The organism is Streptomyces sp. NPDC107575 (genome assembly GCF_055657265.1).
Map to the genome: position 1 here is coordinate 190,187 of NZ_JBVKBG010000010.1, position 18,410 is coordinate 208,596.

An 18,410-nucleotide genomic window follows, 5' to 3' on the forward strand; every position below is an offset into this window, starting at 1 on the left:
TCACCTCCGCCGGGCGATCAGCTTGCCCAGCTCCCACAGCGCGAGCAGCGCGAGGGCGGGCAGCAGCGCCCAGCCGAACTGGCCGATGTGCAGGGGCACGGTGTCCAGCAGCCGGTTGAAGGCGTCGGTCTGCGTGACGAGCACGGCGAGCACGAACTCGCCGAGGATCGTCCAGTTGAGCTGCTTGCTGTCGAAGGTGTCGACGGTGAGCGCTGTCCCGGTCTGGCTGCGGCACTCGACGGCGGCCACGATCAGGCAGAGCGCGAACGCCGCGAACGCGATGGAGTTGCCGATGCGGGCGCTGTCGTAGCGGGCCTCCCCGAGCTTGATCAGGCTCAGCAGCGCGACGGCGATGCCCGCGCCCACGAGCCCCACCGTGAGCATCAGCGCCGGTGTCATCACCGGTTCGCCGCGCGGCCGCGGGCGCCGCGTCATGAGCCCCGCGCCGACCCGGTCAAAGCCGAGCGAGAACCCGAAGGCCGCGTTGACGACGAAGTGGATCCACAGCACCTGCGCGGGGTTGAACGGCTCGGCGTCCGCGATGTTGAACAGCGAGGCACCGAGGAACGTCAGGACGAAGACGACCAGCAGGATCAGCACGAAGCGGATGTACTTGGTGAGGTTGTCGTAGATCTTGCGGCCCTGTTCGACCGCGTGAATGATCGTGGCGAAGTTGTCGTCGGACAGGATCATCCGCCCGGCGTTCTTGGCGACCTCCGTGCCGGAGCCCATGGCGACGCCGATGTCGGCGGCCTTGATGGCGGGCGCGTCGTTGACGCCGTCGCCCGTCATGGCGACCACGTCCCCCTTCTTCTTCAGCGTCTCGGCGAGCAGCACCTTGTGCTCGGGCGCCACCCGGCCCACCACGCCGATCCGGTCGATGCGCTCCAGCCGCTCCTCCTCGGACAGCGCCGCGAACTCGGCGCCGAGGATCGCCTCTCCGCCGATCCCGATCTGCTCGGCGATCGCCGCGCCGGTGATCACGTCGTCGCCGGTCACCATGCGTACGCGAATGTGGGCGGCCTGCGCCGCGGCGACCGCCTCCTTCGACTCGGGGCGCGCGGGGTCGACCATGCCGACGAGGCTGGTCACCCGCAACTCCCGTATTTCGTCGAGGAGTTCGCCGTCCTGATCGAACGTCACCGGGTCCAGGTCGCGCGTCGCCGCGGCCATCACCCGGCGGCCCGCCCGCTCCATCCGCTCGACCTCGCCGTCGGCCCGCGCGCGCAGTTCCGCGTCGAAGTCGATGCCCGTACCGCCCGACAGGGCCGTCGTGGTGCGCGCGAGCACGGCGGGCGCGGCGCCCTTGATGAAGCAGCGCACGACGGGCCGACCCTGCCCGTCGTGCGCCGCATGGAAGGTGGCCATCAGTTTGTACGCCGGGTCGAACGGCAGGGTGGCGATGCGGGGCAGCCGCTCGCGCGTGGCGGCGACGTCGAGGCCCGCCTTGTGCCCGAGCACGAGCAGTGCGCCCTCGGTGGGGTCGCCCACGACCTCGCCGTCGACCAGCGCGGCGTCGCTGGCGACGAGGTAGGGCAGGATCGCGTCCTCGATGCCGGGCGAGCTGCCCGCGGCGTGGTGGATCCGGCCCTCCAGGCCGTAACCGGTGCCCGAGACGGTGTACCGGTCGAAGGCGTCGACGACCTCGACGACCGTCATCTGGTTCATCGTCAGGGTGCCGGTCTTGTCGGAGTTCACGGCCGAGGTGAAGCCCAGCGTCTCCACGGACGGCAGGTCCTTGACGATGGCGTTGCGCTTCGCGAGGTCGAGGCCGCCCATCGAGAGGATCGTCTGCGTGACCGTCGGCAGCGCCTCGGGCACCGCGGCGATGGCGAGGGACACGGCACTGATAAAGAGGGCGTCCCAGGGCTCGTCGCGGCCGCGGCCGAGCGCGAACATCACGACCATGGTGAGCGCGGCCGCCCCGACGATCCACAGCGTGAGCCGGTTCAACTCCTTCGACAGCGGCGACATTTCGCGCGGCGTCGCCGTCAACATGCCGGAGATCCTGCCGAGTTCGGTGTCGGCGCCGGTGGCTGTCACCAGCAGCACCCCGCTGCCGTGCGTCACCGGAGTGGTCATGAACGCCATGTCGCTCTGGTCGGCGGGGCCCAGCTCGCCGCCCGGCACCGGGTTCGCGTCCTTGGCGGCGGGCACGCTCTCGCCGGTGAGCGCCGACTCGTCGATCTGCAGCGCGGTCGCCGCGACGAGCCGGCCGTCCGCCGGGACCTCGTCCCCCGCGGCGAGCAGCACCACGTCCCCGACGACCACGTCCTCCGCGGGGATCTCGGCCTCCCTGCCGTCCCTGCGGACTCGCGCGGTGGCCTTCGTCATGGCCTTCAGGGCGTTCATGGCGCTGTCCGCCTTGCCCTCCTGGCGCAGACCGATGACCGCGTTCACGACGGACAGGGCGAGCAGCACCACCGCCGTGCCCCACTCCTGGATGACGAGCGACACGATCGCGGACGCGACGAGGATGAGCTGCATGTACGAGGTGAACTGGCCGAGGATCCGGCGCAGCGCCAGTGTCGGCTTCTCCTCGGGCAGGGCGTTGGGCCCGTCCTCGGCGCGCCGCGTGCTCGCCCGTGCGGTGTCGAGTCCCGCGGCCGGGTCGACGCCGAGTTCGCGGGCGACCGACTCGGCGGGCTCGGCGTGCCACGGATGCGCCGGCGCGGCGGTCACCGGGCCCGCCTCCCGGCCGCGTACGGGTCCGCCGCGGCCCCGGCCGGCGCCTCCTTCTCCAACTGCCGCTTCTCCAGCTCCAGTTCGTGCCGGGCCTCGTCGTCGATGACCGGATACTGCGGATCGATGTCCATCAGGGTGTGCGACAGCACGGCCGCCGCGCAGATCCGCGCGTACCACTTGCGATCGGCGGGCACGACGTACCAGGGGGCCCAGCGTGTGCTCGTGGCGGACAGCATGTCCTCGAACGCCTCCTGGTAGTCGTCCCAGCGCGCCCGCTCACGCGCGTCCGCCGCCGAGAACTTCCAGTTCCGCTCGGGGACGTCGATGCGCTTGAGGAACCGGACCCGCTGCTCCTCCTTGGACAGGTTCAGGAACAGCTTGACGAGCCGGAATCCGTTGTCCGTCAGATACCGCTCCCACTCGTTGATCTCGCGGTAGCGCCGCCGCCACAGCGCCTTCCCGCGCTGCCTGCGGCCCGGAAGCCGCTGGCGGTCCAGGAGTTCGGGATGCACCCGCACCACGAGGACCTCCTCGTAGTGGGAGCGGTTGAAGATGCCGATCTCGCCGCGGCGCGGCAGCGCGCACGAGTAGCGCCAGAGGTAGTCGTGGCTCAGCTCGTCGTGCGAGGGCACCTTGAACCCCGCCACGCGCACACCCTGCGGGTTCACGCCGCTCATGACGTGACGGATCGTGCCGTCCTTGCCGCCGGCGTCGATGGCCTGCAGGCACAGAAGTACGCCGTGCGTGCCCTGCGCGGCCAGCCTGCGCTGGTGGTCGGCGAGCAGGGCGACGCCCTCGGCCAGCAGTTCCTTGCCCTGCCGCTTGTTCTTCAGGCCCGACTTGCTCGCGGGATCGAAGTCCTTGGACAGGTGCACCTTCGCTCCGGGCTCGACCCGCAGGGGTGCGATGAACTCGGCGATCCGCTCGGCCCGCTTGTCCTTCATGAGCCACCTCGATCACTCGGTCAGTACAGCGTGTCCCGCTTCACCACGCACAGGCCCCAGATCACCAGCGCGTTGAGCGCGATCAGCGTCAGGGACCAGAACGGGTAGTAGGGGATGGAGAGGAAGTTGCCGATCAGGATGAGAACGGCGAGGATCACGCCGAGGATCCTGGCCCATTTCATCGCGACGAACAGGCCGAAGCTGACGATCACGGCGACCGCGCCGAGGAGCATGTGGATCCAGCCCCAGGCCGTGAGGTCGAACTCGAAGGTGTAGTCGGGCGTCCTGAGGAACACGTTGTCCTTCAGCACCGCCATGAGGCCGCGGCAGAAGCCCAAGGTCCCCGAGATGAAGAGCATCACCGCCGCGAAGACGGTCAGCCCGCCGGCGGCCGCTTCCTTCGCGCTGCCCATGCCGTGCTGCGACGTGGTCGAGGTGGCCATCACAGGACCCCCAAGGGTTGAGGAGGGTGCCGATTGCACCGCTGTGCCGCCGAGTGTCATGGCCCGGAGGAGCCGGGTCGTCACCCTCCGGGGGTGACGACCGCGCGGGGCCCTGCCCGGAGGCTGTCGGGGGTCCGGGCAGCGAGCTGAAGCGAGGCGATGAGCGTGGCGAGCACTCCCGAGGCGGCCGACGGCCGAAAGCCGCCAGGGCCCGACGTCGGCCCCGGCCCGGACCGCGGCAGGCGGCGCCGCGTCCTCGCGCCGCTCGCGCTGGCCCAGTTCATCTGCAGTTTCGCCGGGTCGAACATGAACGTGATGATCCACGACATCAGCAAGGACCTGGACACCACCGTGCAGGGCGTGCAGACCGCGATCACCATCTTCCTGCTGGTCATGGCCGCGCTGATGATTCCCGGCGGAATCCTCGCCGACCGCTACGGCCGCAAGCGCTGTCTGGTCCTCGGCCTCGCGGTCTACGGGGTCGGGGCGCTGCTCAGCGCGGCGGCGCCGGGCCTCGGTCTGCTGATCCTGGGCAACTCGATCCTGGAGGGCATCGGCACGGCCCTGCTGATTCCCCCGGTCTACATCCTCACCACCCTCCTGTTCACCGAAGTGGCGGGCCGGGCGCGGGCGTTCGGCACGATCATGGCCTTCGCGGGCATCGGTGCCGCGACGGGTCCGCTCCTCGGCGGTCTGATCACGTCGGCGATCAGCTGGCGGGCGTCCTTCGTGTTCCAGGCGGTGGTGATCGCGGCCATCATCCTGCTGAGCCGGGGCCTTGACGATCCGCTCCCGCCGGACCGGGAGCGCGAGTTCGACACGGTGGGCGCGGTCCTGTCGGCGACCGGGCTGGTCCTCGTGGTCCTCGGGATCCTCGTGGCGGACGACAACGCGTGGCTCATGGGCGGGCTCCTCGTGCTCGGCGCCCTGGTCCTGCTGGCGTTCCTCCGCTGGGTCCGCAGGCGGGAGCGGGCCGGCGCCCAACCCCTGCTCCCCACGCAGCTGTTCCACGTCCGGGCGTCGAACCTCGGACTGATCACCCAGCACACGCAGTGGCTGATGCTCATGGGGGTGTCGTTCGTGGTCGCCGCGTACCTCCAGGTGGTCCGCGGCTACAACGCCATCGAGACCGGTGTCATCTTCACCGCGTCGACCGTGGGGCTGCTCATCACCTCGCTGGGCGCGGAGCGGTTCGCCAAGCGCCGCGAGCAGCGCAGCCTCATCATGGCCGGATTCGTCGTCACGGTGTGCGGCATCGGCGTCCTGCTGGCCGTGGCCCACGGCTCCCCGAAGGCGTGGGCCTCCACGCCCGGTCTCCTGCTGATCGGTCTGGGGGTCGGCCTCATGCTCACCCCGTCGGTCAACGTGGTGCAGTCCAGCTTCCCCGAGGACCTTCAGGGCGAGATCTCCGGCCTGTCCCGCAGCGTGTCCAACCTGGGCTCCTCCGTGGGCACCGCGCTCGCCGGCACGATCCTCGTCGCCGATCCGGCCGTCGGCCCCTACGCCGTCGCGCTGGTGGTCCTCGCGGTGATCGGGCTCGGCGGCCTGTGGGCGGCGGCGCTGCTGCCGCGCACACCACCACCTCACTCGTAGCCGCGGTCGTACGACACCGTGGAGCGCATCACGAGGTCCTGCAACGCCGCCCTGCGTCTGCTGAACGGGATCCAGAACAGGCCCAGCGGAAAGCTCACCGACAGCGCGGCCCGCGCGAGGGCCCGCGGCGCCCGCAGCCGCCGCCCCGCCCGATCGGTCACGCACACCCCCATGAGCCGGCCGCCGGGCGTGGCCCCGACCACCGCCCACGCCCCACCGAGATAGCAGACGGCGAAAGCCCACCCAACGGGCCCGGCAAGCCAGTTGGGTACGTCCGGCAACTGGAACGGCGGCCCGACGACCATCAACCGCGCACACCCGGCGCCGACTTCGACGACCAGCCCGACCAGGGCGAGCACGAGCGCGTCGACCAGGGCGGCGAGGCCACGCGAGACGATCCCGGCGGCTTCCCGCCCGCCGGTCACGCGTCCCCGCTCCCGGCCCGCCGCAACACCCTGTCGGCGAACCGGTTGACCCTCCGGTCCCCCCGCTCCCCGAGCCCCCGCACCGCGTCGACCGCCTCCACGGTGAGCCCTCCCCCGGTGTCCCGCACGATCCTGCCAAGATCGATCTCCCTCAACACCCCCCTGGTGATCCCCACCAGATCGAACCGCACGAGCACGGCATCGACGTCGACCCGGGCGGCGATGCGGTCGACGTCCACGCGAGCGGCGATCCGGTCGACATCCACGCGACTCGCGATGCGATCGACGTCGACCCGGGCGGCGATCCGATCGACATCTACGCGGGCGGCGATGCGGTCGACATCCACCCGAGCGGCAACCCGGTCGACGTCCACGCGATCCGCCACCGCATCCACATCCACCCGACCTGCGACCCGATCCACGTCGACCCGATCGGCCACCGCGTCCACGTCGACCCGATCGGCCACTCGGTCCACGTCCACGCGGTCGGCAACCGCATTGACGTCCACGCGCGCTGCGACCCGATCCACATCCACGCGATCCGCCACCCCGTCGACATCCACTCGCGCAGCGACCCGATCCACATCGACACGATCCGCCACCCCGTCCACGTCCACGCGACGAGCCACCCGATCCACATCCACCCGGTCGGCCACCGCGTCTACGTTCACCCGCCCCGCGACCCGATCCACATCCACCCGATCCGCGATCGCGTTCACATCCACCCGGTCCGTCACCGCCGACACGTCCACCCGCGCAGCGATCGCGTTCACGTCCACCCGGGCCACGACCGCCGCCACATCCACCCGCGCCGCGATCCCGTTCACGTCCACGCGGGCGGCGACCCGGTCGACGTCCACCCGGTCCGCGAGTCGGTTCACGTCCACCCGCTCGACCAGCTCGTCCAGGTCCAGGCAGTCGAGCACCAGGCCGACCGACCGTCGGACGACCAGCCGCGGCACCGCCCCCAGCACGCCGAGCGCGCCCCGCGCCATCCGGCCGACCATCGTCACCGCGCCGTCCGTACTCGCCTCGACCATGACGCGACCGAAGCAGCCGACCGTGTGCCCGGCATCCTCCGCGGCGGGTGAGTGTCACCCGTACGCCCCTCCGCCCGGCGGAAGTTCGGGCACCGGACGACGCTCGCCGGCGAAGCCGAACGCCACGCCGCGCTGCGCCGCGAGCAAGCGGGCGAGCCGCAGCACGCTGAGGCCGCTGGCGCCGAGGTCCCGCGCCTGCCGCAGGTCGACCACGACCCCCGTGCCACCCGGCCGGATGGCCCCGTGCAGCACCCGCCCGATCCACGCCTCCTCGGCGGGACCGATCGCCGCGCACACCTCGATCACCACACATCCCGCGACGCGCCGCACCACGACGGGCGCGGTCTCCGTCCGGGACACCACGGCCTTCGGCCGACGGACCACGAGCGGAACGTTCCATGCCATGAATGAGTCCCCCCGAGCGCTCCGGACTTGGGAGAACAGCATCGTCACCGCACCGCGGGACCGGCATCGCTCCGCGAGGGTGAACGCAGGCGGGGCAACCGGCAACGACCGGTCCCGCACGCACTGTTGATCATCGCCCGGGAGGTTCTTAGTCTCGACCCCGTCGCACCGTGAACACGTTCCCACCCCCCGCACGGCCCTGACGAAGGTGGAGCACCGCATGAGTCACACAGAACAGGCACCGCACAACGGCCCGAGCCGCCGCCGGGTGATCGGCGGGGCGGCCACCCTCGCCGTCGCCGCGACAACGTTGCCCTCCGGCCTCGCGTCCGCCGCCCCCGCCCCGTCGTCCCCCGCCGACCTCGCCCGCTGGAAGAGACAGGCGGCCCGGGTGACCATCACCCGCGACGACTGGGGCATCCCGCACGTGGTCGGAAAGTCGGACGCCGACGCCGTGTTCGGGATGATGTACACGCAGGCCGAGGACGACTTCAACCGCATCGAGCGCAACTACCTGGTCAGCCTCGGCCGCCTCGCCGAGTCCGAGGGCGAGAGCGCGCTCTGGCAGGACCTGCGCCAGCGCCTGTTCATCGACCCGGAGGACCTCAAGAAGCAGTACGCGAAGTGTCCTTCGTGGCTGCGCGCCCTGATGCGCGGCTGGGCCGACGGCCTGAACTACTATTTGGCGACCCACCCGGACGTACACCCGCGTGTCCTCACGCACTTCGAGCCGTGGATGCCGCTGAGCTTCTCCGAGGGCAGCATCGGCGGCGACATCGAATCCGTGGCCCTCAGCCAGCTGGAGGCGTTCTACGCACAGCGCGAGGTCCCACTGACGGAGGAGGAACGCGGCCTCAAGTTCCGCGAACCGTCCGGCTCCAACGGCATCTCGATCGCCCCGTCCCACACCCGCGACGGCCACGCTCTCCTCCTCATCAACCCGCACACCAGCTTCTTCTTCCGCGCGGAACAGCACGTGACGAGCGAGGAGGGCCTCGACGTCTACGGCGCCGCGACCTGGGGCCAGTTCTTCATCTACCAGGGGTTCAACGAGAACACCGGCTGGATGCACACGTCGAGCGGCGTCGACAACATCGACGAGTTCGCGGAGACGGTCGACCGCGCCTCGGACGGCACGTACACCTACCGCTACGGCAAGGAGCACCGCCCCGTCACGTCCCAGGACATCACCCTGGCCGTCCGTACGGAGAGCGGCGGCACGGAGCACCACACCTTCACGACGTACGCGACCCACCACGGCCCGATCGTCCGCGAGGCCGACGGCAAGTGGATCGCGTGCGCGCTGATGAACAAGCCGGTGGAGGCCCTGAAGCAGAGCTACCTGCGCACGACGACCCGCGACTACGCCGAGTACCTGAAGGTCGCGGAGCTGAAGGCCAACAGCTCCAACAACACCCTCTTCGCGGACTCGAAGGGCGACATCGCCTTCCTGATGCCGCAGTTCATGCCGGTCCGCGACGACCGCTTCGACTACATGAAGCCGGTCGACGGCAGCGATCCGGCCACCGACTGGCACGGTCTGCACACCCTGGACAGCATGCCGAAGGCGGTGAACCCGAAGAGCGGCTGGGCGTTCAACAGCAACAACTGGCCCTGGACGGCGGCCGGTGCGGACAGCCCGCACGCCTCCGACTACCCGCGCTACTTCGACAAGGCGGGCGAGAACCCGCGCGGCCCGCACGCGATCCGCGTCCTGACCTCGCGGGACGACTTCACCCCGCAGTCCCTCATCGAGGGCGCCTTCGACCCGTACCTGACGGCGTTCGCCCGCCTCCTCCCCGGCCTGGTGAAGGCGGCGGACGGGCTGCCGGCGGGCAGCGCCCGCAAGCGGAAGCTCGCGGCCCCGACCGACCTGCTGCGCGACTGGGACCACCGCTGGTCGGCGAAGTCGACGGCGACCTCGCTCGCGGTGTTCTGGGGCGAGGCGCTCTGGGCCCTGGTCTCCAAGGCGGCCGCCGACGCGCACCTCTCGGTCTGGGACTACATGGCCGACCGCGCCACGGACGCACAGCGCGTCGACGCGCTCGAATCGGCGGTCGACCGTCTGACGCAGGACTTCGGGAGCTGGCGGGTCCCGTGGTCCGAGATCAACCGCTACCAGCGCAACGACGGCGCCGTCACCCAGACCTTCGACGACAGCAAGCCCAGCTACCCGGTCCCCTTCACCTCCGCCCAGTGGGGCTCGCTCGCCTCCTTCGGCGCGAAGCGCTACCCCGGGACGAAGCGCTACTACGGAACGAGCGGCAACAGCTTCGTGGCGGTCGTCGAATTCGGCCCGAAGCTCCGGGCCTGGGCGATCACGGCGGGCGGCGCCAGCGGCCACCCGGACTCCCCGCACTTCGGCGACCAGGTGAAGCGGTACGCGAGCGGCGACCTGCGCCCGGTGTACTTCTATCCGGAGGACCTGAAGGGCCACGTGGAGCGCAGGTACCGGCCGGGGTCGTAACCGACGGCCAGCGCGTTGATCGTCCAGTACGCCAGGGGGTGGATCGGCAGCAGCAGGCAGGCGTAGGGCAGCTTCGGGCAGCATCACCACCCACACGTACGACAGGAGGGCATCGGCGGCGACGGGCCACAGCGGCCAGTGGCCCGGCCGCCACACCCACCGCAGGTGGGTGCGGAGCACACCGGCACCGCCCACGCCCGGCCACCTCCATGGCTCAGCTCCCGGTCCGGTCCGTTCGACACACGGTCCCGGTGGCCCGAGCATGTGGACTATGCAGGCATCCGCACCCCGGCGTGGCACGCGCGGACGGGCCCTCCCGCTGCTCCTGGTGGCGGCGGCGCCCGACGTGTCCCTGGAGTGGCTGGACGACCTGGACGACCCCCGTTTCTCGTACCACCTGGTGCGCACCGGACACGACGTCCTGCGCGATCTGTACCGCTACCGGCCCGACCTGCTCATCCTCGGTCTTCGCGTCCGGGATCCGGGGCCCTGGGAGGTGCTCCGGCGGGTGCGGGAGATGACCGAGGAGCTCCGGGTCATGGTGGCCGCCCGGCGCTTCGACTCGGCGGAGGCCCTGCGGGCCCTCGATACCGGCGCCGACGACGTGCTCTGGTACGACATGCCCGAGGGTCTGGCCAAGGCCCTGATCATGGCCCGGCTGCGCCGCGCGACGCCCGTGTCACCGTCCGAGCAGCTCCTCGAGGACGGCTGCCTCCGCCTCGACCTCGCCAGCCGCGAGGTCACCATGGGCGGCCTGTACGTGCCACTGACCGCCCTGGAATTCGACCTGCTGCACGCCTTCGCCCGCAATCCGGGCCAGGTGCTCACCCCGCAGCAGCTGCTGCACCACGCGTGGCGCGGCCGCCCCGGCGAGGACGGCGACGCGCACAAGGTGAAGTACGCCGTGCTGCGCCTGCGCCGCGGGATCGAGGGCGCCACCGGGGAGAAGGCGCCCATCGAGACCGTGCGCGGCGTCGGCTACCGGTACGTAGTGCCCGGCTCCCGCCCGACGTAGGGCCCGGGCCCAAGGTCCCCTCCTCGCCCGCGCCGCCCGCTGCAACCGTCGCGCAACCTTCCTACGACCTTGCTGCCCCCCTGCGCGCTCAGAGTCGAGGACGTCGCAAGGCGATCCGCCTGCGACAGTCCACGACAGAGCAAGGGACAGCTCGTCAATGACACTCGTCGCACTCATCCCCGCGCACAACGAGCAGGACCGCATCGTCGCCACGCTGGCGGGCCTGTACCGCCAGACGGTCCGCCCGGACCGCATCGTCGTCGTGGCCGACAACTGCACCGACGCCACCGCCCGCATCGCCGAGCACTGCGGCGCCGAGGTCTTCGTACCCACGGACAACAAGGACAAGAAGGCCGGCGCCCTCAACCAGGCCATGGCTCCCCTGATCGCGGACCTGGCCGACGAGGACCTCGTGCTCGTCCAGGACGCCGACACCGTCCTCAACCCCGAGTTCGTGGGCTGCGCGGTGGAGGCCATGGAGGACGCGACGGTCGGCGCCGTCGGCGGCATCTTCTACGGCGAGCCCGGCGGCGGCGTGCTCGGCCAGCTGCAGCGCATGGAGTACCAGCGCTACGCCCTGGAGATCCGCCGCAAGCACAACGAGGCCGTCGTCCTCACCGGGACCGGCAGCCTGTTCCGCGCGGGCGTCCTGCGCGAGGTGCGCCAGGCCCGCCTCGACGGGGTCATCGGCGGCGGCGAGAGCTACTACTCGCTCGCCTCCCTCACCGAGGACGACGAGATCACCAAGGCGGTCAAGACGCTCGGGTACCGCACCGTCTCCCCCGACGGCTGCTGGCTGGTCACCGAGGTGATGCCCTCGGTCGGCAAGCTCTGGCACCAGCGGCTGCGCTGGCAGCGCGGCGCCCTGGAGAACCTGCGCGACTACGGCTGGACCTCGGTCACCAAGAAGTACTTCGGCCAGCAGATCATGCTCGGCATCGGCGCCCTCGCCCTCGGCCTCTTCTTCCTGTACGCGGTCCTGAACCTCGCCATCGTCGGCTGGGGCGGCACGTCCCTGTTCTGGACCTCGATCATGCTGATCTTCGTCGTGGAACGGACCCTCACCGTGCGTCGCCTCGGCTGGCGGGCGACTCTCCTCGCGCTGCCCCTGATACCGGAGTTGCTCTACGACATCTTCCGGCAGGCGGTGTTCGTCCGCTCGCTCGTCGACCTGGTGCTGCGCCGTGAGGCCCACTGGGTCGCCACCTGAGCCCACCGCACCGCACCGTCCACTCACCCACCCCTGCCAAGGAGTTGAGCACCATGTACGGAAACCCCACCAGCGCCGCCGCACTCGGCGGAGCCGGCACCGGCGCCCTCGCCATGACCGGCACCCTCAGCCCGCTCGCCATGCTCGGCCTGGTCGTCGGCTGCCTCACGCTGATCGCCGCCGGCCTCGCCCTGCGCACCCTCAGCCCGGTCATCGCGGGCAAGGACCGCGGCCCCGGCCCGTACTGAGCCGCAGGATTTCCCAGCAGCACCCAGGGAGGACCCTTCCATGCCACCGCGGCTCAGCATCGTCGTACCGTTCCAGAACGTCGAGCAGTACCTGGAGGAGTGCCTGCGGTCCGTCTCGCGGCAGACCTTCGAGGACTTCGAGGCGATCCTCGTCGACGACGGCTCCACCGACGGCTCCACGGAGCTGGCCGCCGAACACTGCCGCAGGGACCCGCGCTTCCGGCTCGTCCGCCAGGAGGCGCACGGTCCCGGGCACGCCCGGAACACGGCGATCCGCGCGGCCGACCCCGAGGCCGAGTTCCTGGCCTTCGTGGACGGCGACGACGTCATCCCGGACTACGCGCACGAGTTGCTGATCAGCACGCTGGAGAACAGCGGCTCCGACTTCGTGTCGGGCAATGTGCGGATGATGAACTCGCAGGCGGTGTGGCCCTCGAACCTCCACCACGAGCACCTCAAGCGGGACCGGCGGCGCACCCACATCACCCGCGACCAGAGCCTGATGTACGACCGGACGGTGTGGAACAAGGTCTTCCGCCGCTCGTTCTGGGACCGCGCGCGGATCACGTACCCCGAGGGCGTGCTCTACGAGGACATCTGGGTCAACCTCTACGCCCACTACAGCGCCGCGGCCGTCGACGTGGTCAGCACGCCCGTGTACTTCTGGCGCCGCCGCGACGGGGGCGCCGCCCCCTCGATCACGCAGGCCAACCACGCGCTGACCAATGTGCGCGACCGCATCGCCGCGGTACGGGAAGTCAGCGGGTATCTCGGCAGCCGTACGGAGCCGGGGTTCGCGGAGCACAAGCGCCGCTACGACGAGGCCGCGATCGGCGTCGACCTCATGCACCACCTCAACGCGATGCCCGAGGCCGACGAGGAGTGCCGCGCCCACTTCCTGGAGCACGCCAACGCGTATCTGGCCACCACCGACCCCGCCGTCCTCGACGGGCTGCCCGCGACCACCCGCGTCAAATGGCATCTGGTGCGGGCCCGCAAGATGGACGAGCTCCTCGAGGTGCTGGAGTTCGAGCGCCGGGGCGGCCCCGTCCCGGTCCGCCGCCGGTTCCGCCGGTACCTCGACTACCCGTTCCTCGGCGACCGTTCCGTGGGCGTGCCGCGCGACGCGTACCGCCTGGGCCGTGAGTTCACGATGCGCTCCTCGCTCGCCTCGGCCCACTGGGAGGACGGGAAGCTGAGGCTCACCGGCCGCGCGTACGTCCGCAACCTCAACATCCACAAGCGCCGCCACACCGTCAAGGTCCTCGCGCTGCGGAACAAGAAGCTGGGCCGGCGCCCCCAGCTCGTGCGGGCCCGGACGACGTACACCCCGGAAGCAACCGAGTACTCGAACCAGAGCCGCTACAACTACGACTGGGCGGGGTTCGCTGCGACCGTCGACCCGAAGCGCCTCAAGCGCGGCGGCAAGTGGGTCGAGGGTGTCTGGGACGTGGGCGTCGGGACGGTGAGCCGCGGGCTGTACCGCAGGAAGGGCATCATCGCGGGCGACAACTGCACGGCCTCCCACCCGGCGCCGTTCTACGTGGAGAAGAACACCCGCGTCGTGCCGCTCTTCGTCGACGGCTCGCTCAAGATCCGCGTCGAGCGGGTCCGCTGCCGGATCGAGGCCCACAGCCTGCGCGGCGACCATGTGGAACTGCGCGGTGTGGCGCTGCTCGACGACACTCCCGAGAGCGGAACGCTGCGCCTGAGCGGGCTCAGCGGCGCGGGCCGGTACGAGGTTCCGGCCGTCTTCACCCCCGGCGGCAAGGGTTGGTGCCACTTCCGTGTGCGCGTGCCGCTGTCCGGGCTCGTCCCCTCGGCCGCCCACCGCGACGGCGGATCCGGGGCCGTGTCCTCGACGTCGGGCATCACCAGCTGGAAGACCACGCTGCACGTCCCGGGCCGCAAGCGCCCCCTCCACCCCCTCGTCAACCCCGACGTGGCCGACGGCACCTATCCCGCTCCTGCCAGGGACGGCGCGGGTGCCGTGGACCGCGAGGCCGTGGTGCACCGCAACGCCCAGGGCTTCCTGGTGTTCTTCGAGCGCGCCGCGGCCCCGGTGGCCGACTCCTGCGTCTGGGACGAGGACGGCACCCTCACCGTCGAGGGCCACTTCCCCGGCTACGAAGGTCTGTCCGAGCGGCAGCGCGACCAGCTGCGCCTCGTGGTGAGCCCGCGCTCCAAGCGCGAGGAACTCCGCTTCCCCGTGCGCTGCGTTGCGGGCCGCTTCCAGGTGCGGCTCGACCCCGCCCATGTGGAGAGCATCAACGGCGTGGCGGCGCTCGCCACGGGACGCTGGGACTTCGGATTCCGTCTGGTGCAGCCCGGCGACGCCGCCCCGCTCGACGTGCCGATGAAGGTGCACCGCGACCTCATCGCCCAGATGCCCGTGTCCACCGACGTGGACGGCCGCGAGTACCTCGTCCAGACGCAGTGGCACGACCGGTTCACCCTCCTCGCCCGCACGGGAATGCCGGTGGAGGGCCGCGGCCCGTACCGCCAGAAGCTGCTGCGCAGGAAGCACTATCCGGAGTGCGCCAAGCGGCCGCTGCGCGACGCCGTGCTCTTCGACAGCTTCCGCGGCACCCAGATCTCGGGCAGCCCCCGCGCAGTCTTCGACGAACTCGTCCGGCGCGGCACCGACCTGGAGCTGCTGTGGGTCGTGCGCGACGACCAGCTCGAAGTACCGGCGGGCGCCAAGGCCGTCCGCATGTGGTCGCCACAGTGGCACGAGGCGCTGGCCCGCAGCCGCTTCCTCGTCTACAACAACCATCTGCCCCGGTTCTTCCGCCGCCGCGAGGACCAGATCGTGGTGCAGACGTGGCACGGCACCCCGCTGAAGAAGATCGCCCACGACATCGACACCCTGCACTTCGCGGACAACGGCTATCTGGAGCAGCTGCCCACCGAGGTCGCCCAGTGGTCGATGCTGGTCTCCCCCAACTCCTTCTCCACACCGATCATGCGGCGCGCCTTCCGCTTCGAGGGCGAGCTGCTCGAGACCGGGTATCCGCGCAACGACATCCACCACCGCCCGGAGAGCGCCGAGCGCGCCGAAGAGGTGCGGCGCAGGCTCGGGCTGCCCGAGGGCAAGCGCGTCGTGCTGTACGCACCCACCTGGCGCGACCATCTCGCCTACGGTCCGGGGAAGTACCGGCTCGACTTCCGTGTCGACCTGGAGGACGCCCGCCGCCAACTCGGCGACGACCACGTCCTGTTGGTCCGCCGGCACCCCAATGTGATCGACCCGGTGCCCGGCGCGGGAGACGGCTTCGTCTGGGACGTCACCGACTACTCGGACATGGCCGACCTGATGCTGATCACCGATGTGATGGTCACGGACTACTCCTCGCTGATGTTCGACTTCGCGAACACCGGCCGTCCGATGCTGTTCTTCACCTACGACCTCGACCACTACCGGGACACGCTGCGCGGCTTCTACTTCGACTTCGAGCAGCAGGCGCCGGGCCCGCTGCTTCCCACGTCCGAGGAGCTCGTCGCCGCCATCCGCGACGTCGACGGACTGCGCGAGCGGTACTCCCTCGCGTACCGGCGGTTCCAGCGCCAGTTCTGCGACCTGGACGACGGCGCCGCGGCCGCCCGCGTGACCGACCGGATGCTGTCCGCCGCCGGTCGCGGCACCGGCCATCCTGCCCCCGCCCCGCACCACGACGACCGCGTCGCGGCCTGAGAGGACCCCACCCATGGCACCCATGTCGAGCAAGGGCCGGCGCCTGCACACCGGCACGGACACCTCCGGTGAACTCCCCGTCGAGTACCGGTTCTACCCGGCCAGGAACGGCAACCGGCACCTCGTCGTCGTCCTCGCCAACTTCTGCGCCCCCGAGGACTACGGCTGGTCGAACGGGGTCCTGGACAACCTGCGGGCCAACGTCCTGTGGATCCGCGACCGCTTCGACGGCCACAACAGCTACTACCTGTGCCGGGACAACGACCGTGCCGTCGAGCGGTCCGTCGCCGCCACCATCGACCGCTTCGTCGACGCCCTCGGGCTCACGCGCGCCGACTGCACCCTGCTGGGCAGCTCCAAGGGCGCGAGCGCGGCCCTCTACTTCGGCCTGGCGTACGGGTTCGGCAACATCGTGGCCGCGGCTCCCCAGTTCTCCATCGGCACGTACGTCCAGCAGGTGCACCCCACGACGGCCCGAGCCATGATGGGCGACGGGTTCGGTGACGACGCCGTGCGGGCGCTGGACGCGTGCCTGCCGGACCTGGTGCGCGCGAAGCGCAACACGGGCGCGAACATCTATCTGTTCTCCTCGCCCTCCGACGCGCAGTACGCCTCCCAGATCAGGCCCCACCTGCTGCACTTCGACGGCTACGACAACTTCAACTTCGTCTTCACGGACTCGCCCTTCGTCCCCGACCACACCCAGGTCGCCGGCCGGAACGTCCCCGTCATCATGGGCATCGTGAACCTCCTCATCGACGGCATCGCCCCGCGCATCGGGTACGCGCGCAACGGCTACGAGGACCCCGCCGCCGACCGCTCGGCGCTCGACACGTACCTCGAAGCCACCGCCGCCCCCGGCACCTGGGTCTCGCCGCCGGTGGTCGAAGTCCCCGGCGACACGGGGGACTTCACCGGCACGGCTCGCGAAGCCGTCACCGTGCAGTTCTGGGAGAACGGCCGCTACGTCGGCACGACGGGCGTCGGCGCCGACGGCACCTGGGCCTGGACGCGTGACACCGACTGGCCCGCCGGTCGGCACACCCTGAAGGTCTTCGCGACGAACGCACGCGGCGTCGAGTCCGAACGCACCACGGTCACCTTCACCGCCGAGCCCGCGGACGCCCTCGTCTGAGGAACCCGCCCTCAGCGCCCCGCCACGAACCCGACGAACCGCCCCCACCCGTCGACCCCCACCGCGAAGGCGGGGCGGCGCACATCCTTGGAGTCCCGTACGTGGACGGCCTGTTCGGCGATCGCGACCTCCACGCAGCTGTCACCCTGGCTGCCGCTGTAGCTGGACTTGAACCAGGCGAGTTCCGTCGTGACGCTGCTCATAGCTCTCCTCGCAGTCGCTCCAGCAGGGCCCGCGATTCCTTGGGGTTCAGGGCCTGCGAGCGCAGTGTGTCATAGCGCCGGCAGAGCACACTCACCTCTTTCGGGACAGAGATCAACCGCCCGTTCTCCTGTCCCTCCGAGTACCCGAGCCGCCGCCCCTCTCCCGTCTCCAGAATCTGCACCGGCCCGTCCAGACAGGCATGCAACCCGCCCTCTATCGGCACCACTTGGAGCGTCACATTGCGCGGGGCGGTGAGCTCGAGCACATGGTCGAAGGACTCCCGCATCGCGTCCGCGTCACCGAACCGCCGCCGGAACACATGCTCCTCGACGATGAAGTCGAACGGCACGGTCGGCCGCTCCCGCATCATCGTCTGCCGCTCCATCCGGGCGGCGAACTGGGCCTCCAACTCCTCGTCCGTGCGCAGCGGAATGGTGCCCTCGAAGACCGCCCGCGCGTACGACCTGGACTGCAGCAGCCCCGGCACCAGCCGGCACTCGTACGTGCACAGGCTCGCCGCCTCCCGCTCCAGGCGTGCCCACCGCCGGAACCACGCCGCGAGCCCCGCCTCGCCGCGTGTGAGGTGGCGGGCCGCCTTGCACAGGGCGCCCGTGTTGCCGAGCGCCTCCTCGGCGCGCCGCACGAACGCCTCATCCGGCATCCGGCGCCCCAACTCCACCGATTCCACGGTGTGTTTCGAGTACCGGACCCGCGTCCCCAGCTCGTCCCTGCTCAGCCCCGCGTGCTCCCGCAGGGCCTGGACGACCGCGCCGAACGTGCGCAGACTGTCCGACGGCTGGGGCTCCCGCTCGACCTCGACCTCTTCGACGCCGCTCATGCGCCGCCCCTTCCTCCGCGCCGCATCAGACGGCTCCCCGCGTTTGATGCACTCAGAGTGACGA

Annotated in this window: 15 protein-coding genes; 7 read left to right on the plus strand and 8 right to left on the minus strand. The window is 70.7% G+C overall.

Features of this window, described 5'->3' with window-relative positions; translation table 11 throughout:
- From ACZ7L4_RS38430 to ACZ7L4_RS38440, 3 genes are read right to left on the minus strand one after another with little or no spacing between them, the layout of a single operon-like run.
- A complete protein-coding gene (locus ACZ7L4_RS38430; RefSeq protein ID WP_472109690.1) occupies positions 1 to 2,682 on the minus strand; it encodes a cation-translocating P-type ATPase in 2,682 nt (893 codons plus the stop codon).
- On the minus strand, positions 2,679 to 3,629 hold the full coding sequence (locus ACZ7L4_RS38435) for a polyphosphate kinase 2 family protein (protein ID WP_472109691.1): 951 nt from the start codon (positions 3,627 to 3,629) through the stop codon (positions 2,679 to 2,681). The genes ACZ7L4_RS38430 and ACZ7L4_RS38435 overlap by 4 nt, the downstream gene beginning before the upstream one ends.
- 20 nt (positions 3,630 to 3,649) lie before the next feature.
- A complete protein-coding gene (locus ACZ7L4_RS38440; RefSeq protein WP_472109692.1) occupies positions 3,650 to 4,072 on the minus strand; it encodes a DUF7144 family membrane protein in 423 nt (140 codons plus the stop codon).
- Positions 4,073 to 4,237: 165 nt separating this feature from the next.
- Here ACZ7L4_RS38440 and ACZ7L4_RS38445 point away from each other — a divergent pair, with 165 nt between their 5' ends.
- Complete coding sequence (locus ACZ7L4_RS38445; RefSeq protein ID WP_472109693.1) at positions 4,238 to 5,665, plus strand: MFS transporter; 1,428 nt, start codon at positions 4,238 to 4,240, stop codon at positions 5,663 to 5,665.
- On the opposite strand, the gene ACZ7L4_RS38450 is transcribed toward ACZ7L4_RS38445, so the two are convergent.
- From ACZ7L4_RS38450 to ACZ7L4_RS38460, 3 genes are read right to left on the minus strand one after another with little or no spacing between them, the layout of a single operon-like run.
- A complete protein-coding gene (locus tag ACZ7L4_RS38450) occupies positions 5,656 to 6,090 on the minus strand; it encodes an RDD family protein (RefSeq protein WP_472109694.1) in 435 nt (144 codons plus the stop codon). The two genes, ACZ7L4_RS38445 and ACZ7L4_RS38450, sit on opposite strands and share 10 nt — an antisense overlap.
- Positions 6,087 to 7,130 carry a hypothetical protein gene (locus ACZ7L4_RS38455; RefSeq protein WP_472109695.1) on the minus strand — a complete coding sequence of 348 codons (1,044 nt, stop codon included), beginning with the start codon at positions 7,128 to 7,130 and terminating at the stop codon, positions 6,087 to 6,089. The genes ACZ7L4_RS38450 and ACZ7L4_RS38455 overlap by 4 nt, the downstream gene beginning before the upstream one ends.
- A gap of 54 nt (positions 7,131 to 7,184) precedes the next feature.
- Positions 7,185 to 7,535 (minus strand): STAS domain-containing protein, encoded by a 351-nt coding sequence (locus tag ACZ7L4_RS38460; protein WP_472109696.1) that lies wholly within the window; start codon positions 7,533 to 7,535, stop codon positions 7,185 to 7,187.
- Positions 7,536 to 7,755: 220 nt separating this feature from the next.
- Here ACZ7L4_RS38460 and ACZ7L4_RS38465 point away from each other — a divergent pair, with 220 nt between their 5' ends.
- From ACZ7L4_RS38465 to ACZ7L4_RS38490, 6 genes are all read left to right on the plus strand, one after another.
- Positions 7,756 to 10,002, plus strand: a complete 2,247-nt coding sequence (locus tag ACZ7L4_RS38465; protein WP_472109697.1) for a penicillin acylase family protein — start codon at positions 7,756 to 7,758, stop codon at positions 10,000 to 10,002.
- A gap of 271 nt (positions 10,003 to 10,273) precedes the next feature.
- Positions 10,274 to 11,017, plus strand: coding sequence for a response regulator transcription factor (locus ACZ7L4_RS38470; RefSeq protein WP_472109698.1), 744 nt, complete (start codon positions 10,274 to 10,276; stop codon positions 11,015 to 11,017).
- A gap of 157 nt (positions 11,018 to 11,174) precedes the next feature.
- Entirely contained in the window at positions 11,175 to 12,227 is a 1,053-nt protein-coding gene (locus ACZ7L4_RS38475; protein ID WP_472109699.1) for a glycosyltransferase family 2 protein, read from the plus strand.
- Between the two features lie 53 nt (positions 12,228 to 12,280).
- The gene (locus ACZ7L4_RS38480; RefSeq protein ID WP_422405808.1) at positions 12,281 to 12,475 is read left to right on the plus strand and encodes a hypothetical protein; all 195 of its coding nucleotides are present in this window, start codon (positions 12,281 to 12,283) and stop codon (positions 12,473 to 12,475) included.
- A 40-nt stretch (positions 12,476 to 12,515) separates the two neighbouring features.
- Positions 12,516 to 16,169 carry a bifunctional glycosyltransferase/CDP-glycerol:glycerophosphate glycerophosphotransferase gene (locus ACZ7L4_RS38485; RefSeq protein ID WP_472109700.1) on the plus strand — a complete coding sequence of 1,218 codons (3,654 nt, stop codon included), beginning with the start codon at positions 12,516 to 12,518 and terminating at the stop codon, positions 16,167 to 16,169.
- 13 nt (positions 16,170 to 16,182) lie between these two features.
- Positions 16,183 to 17,304: a hypothetical protein gene (locus tag ACZ7L4_RS38490; RefSeq protein ID WP_472109701.1), complete on the plus strand. Its 1,122-nt coding sequence runs from the start codon at positions 16,183 to 16,185 to the stop codon at positions 17,302 to 17,304.
- A gap of 11 nt (positions 17,305 to 17,315) precedes the next feature.
- On the opposite strand, the gene ACZ7L4_RS38495 is transcribed toward ACZ7L4_RS38490, so the two are convergent.
- The gene (locus tag ACZ7L4_RS38495; protein ID WP_472109702.1) at positions 17,316 to 17,507 is read right to left on the minus strand and encodes a DUF397 domain-containing protein; all 192 of its coding nucleotides are present in this window, start codon (positions 17,505 to 17,507) and stop codon (positions 17,316 to 17,318) included.
- Complete coding sequence (locus tag ACZ7L4_RS38500) at positions 17,504 to 18,346, minus strand: helix-turn-helix domain-containing protein (protein ID WP_472109703.1); 843 nt, start codon at positions 18,344 to 18,346, stop codon at positions 17,504 to 17,506. Before ACZ7L4_RS38500 ends, ACZ7L4_RS38495 begins: the two co-directional genes overlap by 4 nt.
- Between the last annotated feature and the right edge of the window lie 64 nt (positions 18,347 to 18,410).

Excerpts from the sequence above, each read along its gene's own strand:
- ACZ7L4_RS38475 (WP_472109699.1), top strand. The coding sequence starts at position 11,175 with ATGACACTCGTCGCACTCATCCCCGCGCACAACGAGCAGGACCGCATC.
- ACZ7L4_RS38480 (WP_422405808.1), top strand. The coding sequence starts at position 12,281 with ATGTACGGAAACCCCACCAGCGCCGCCGCACTCGGCGGAGCCGGCACC.
- ACZ7L4_RS38485 (WP_472109700.1), top strand. The coding sequence starts at position 12,516 with ATGCCACCGCGGCTCAGCATCGTCGTACCGTTCCAGAACGTCGAGCAG.
- ACZ7L4_RS38500 (WP_472109703.1), bottom strand. The coding sequence starts at position 18,346 with ATGAGCGGCGTCGAAGAGGTCGAGGTCGAGCGGGAGCCCCAGCCGTCG.
- ACZ7L4_RS38435 (WP_472109691.1), bottom strand. The coding sequence starts at position 3,629 with ATGAAGGACAAGCGGGCCGAGCGGATCGCCGAGTTCATCGCACCCCTG.
- ACZ7L4_RS38495 (WP_472109702.1), bottom strand. The coding sequence starts at position 17,507 with ATGAGCAGCGTCACGACGGAACTCGCCTGGTTCAAGTCCAGCTACAGC.
- ACZ7L4_RS38470 (WP_472109698.1), top strand. The coding sequence starts at position 10,274 with ATGCAGGCATCCGCACCCCGGCGTGGCACGCGCGGACGGGCCCTCCCG.
- ACZ7L4_RS38490 (WP_472109701.1), top strand. The coding sequence starts at position 16,183 with ATGGCACCCATGTCGAGCAAGGGCCGGCGCCTGCACACCGGCACGGAC.
- ACZ7L4_RS38460 (WP_472109696.1), bottom strand. The coding sequence starts at position 7,535 with ATGGCATGGAACGTTCCGCTCGTGGTCCGTCGGCCGAAGGCCGTGGTG.
- ACZ7L4_RS38465 (WP_472109697.1), top strand. The coding sequence starts at position 7,756 with ATGAGTCACACAGAACAGGCACCGCACAACGGCCCGAGCCGCCGCCGG.
- ACZ7L4_RS38455 (WP_472109695.1), bottom strand. The coding sequence starts at position 7,130 with ATGGTCGAGGCGAGTACGGACGGCGCGGTGACGATGGTCGGCCGGATG.
- ACZ7L4_RS38440 (WP_472109692.1), bottom strand. The coding sequence starts at position 4,072 with ATGGCCACCTCGACCACGTCGCAGCACGGCATGGGCAGCGCGAAGGAA.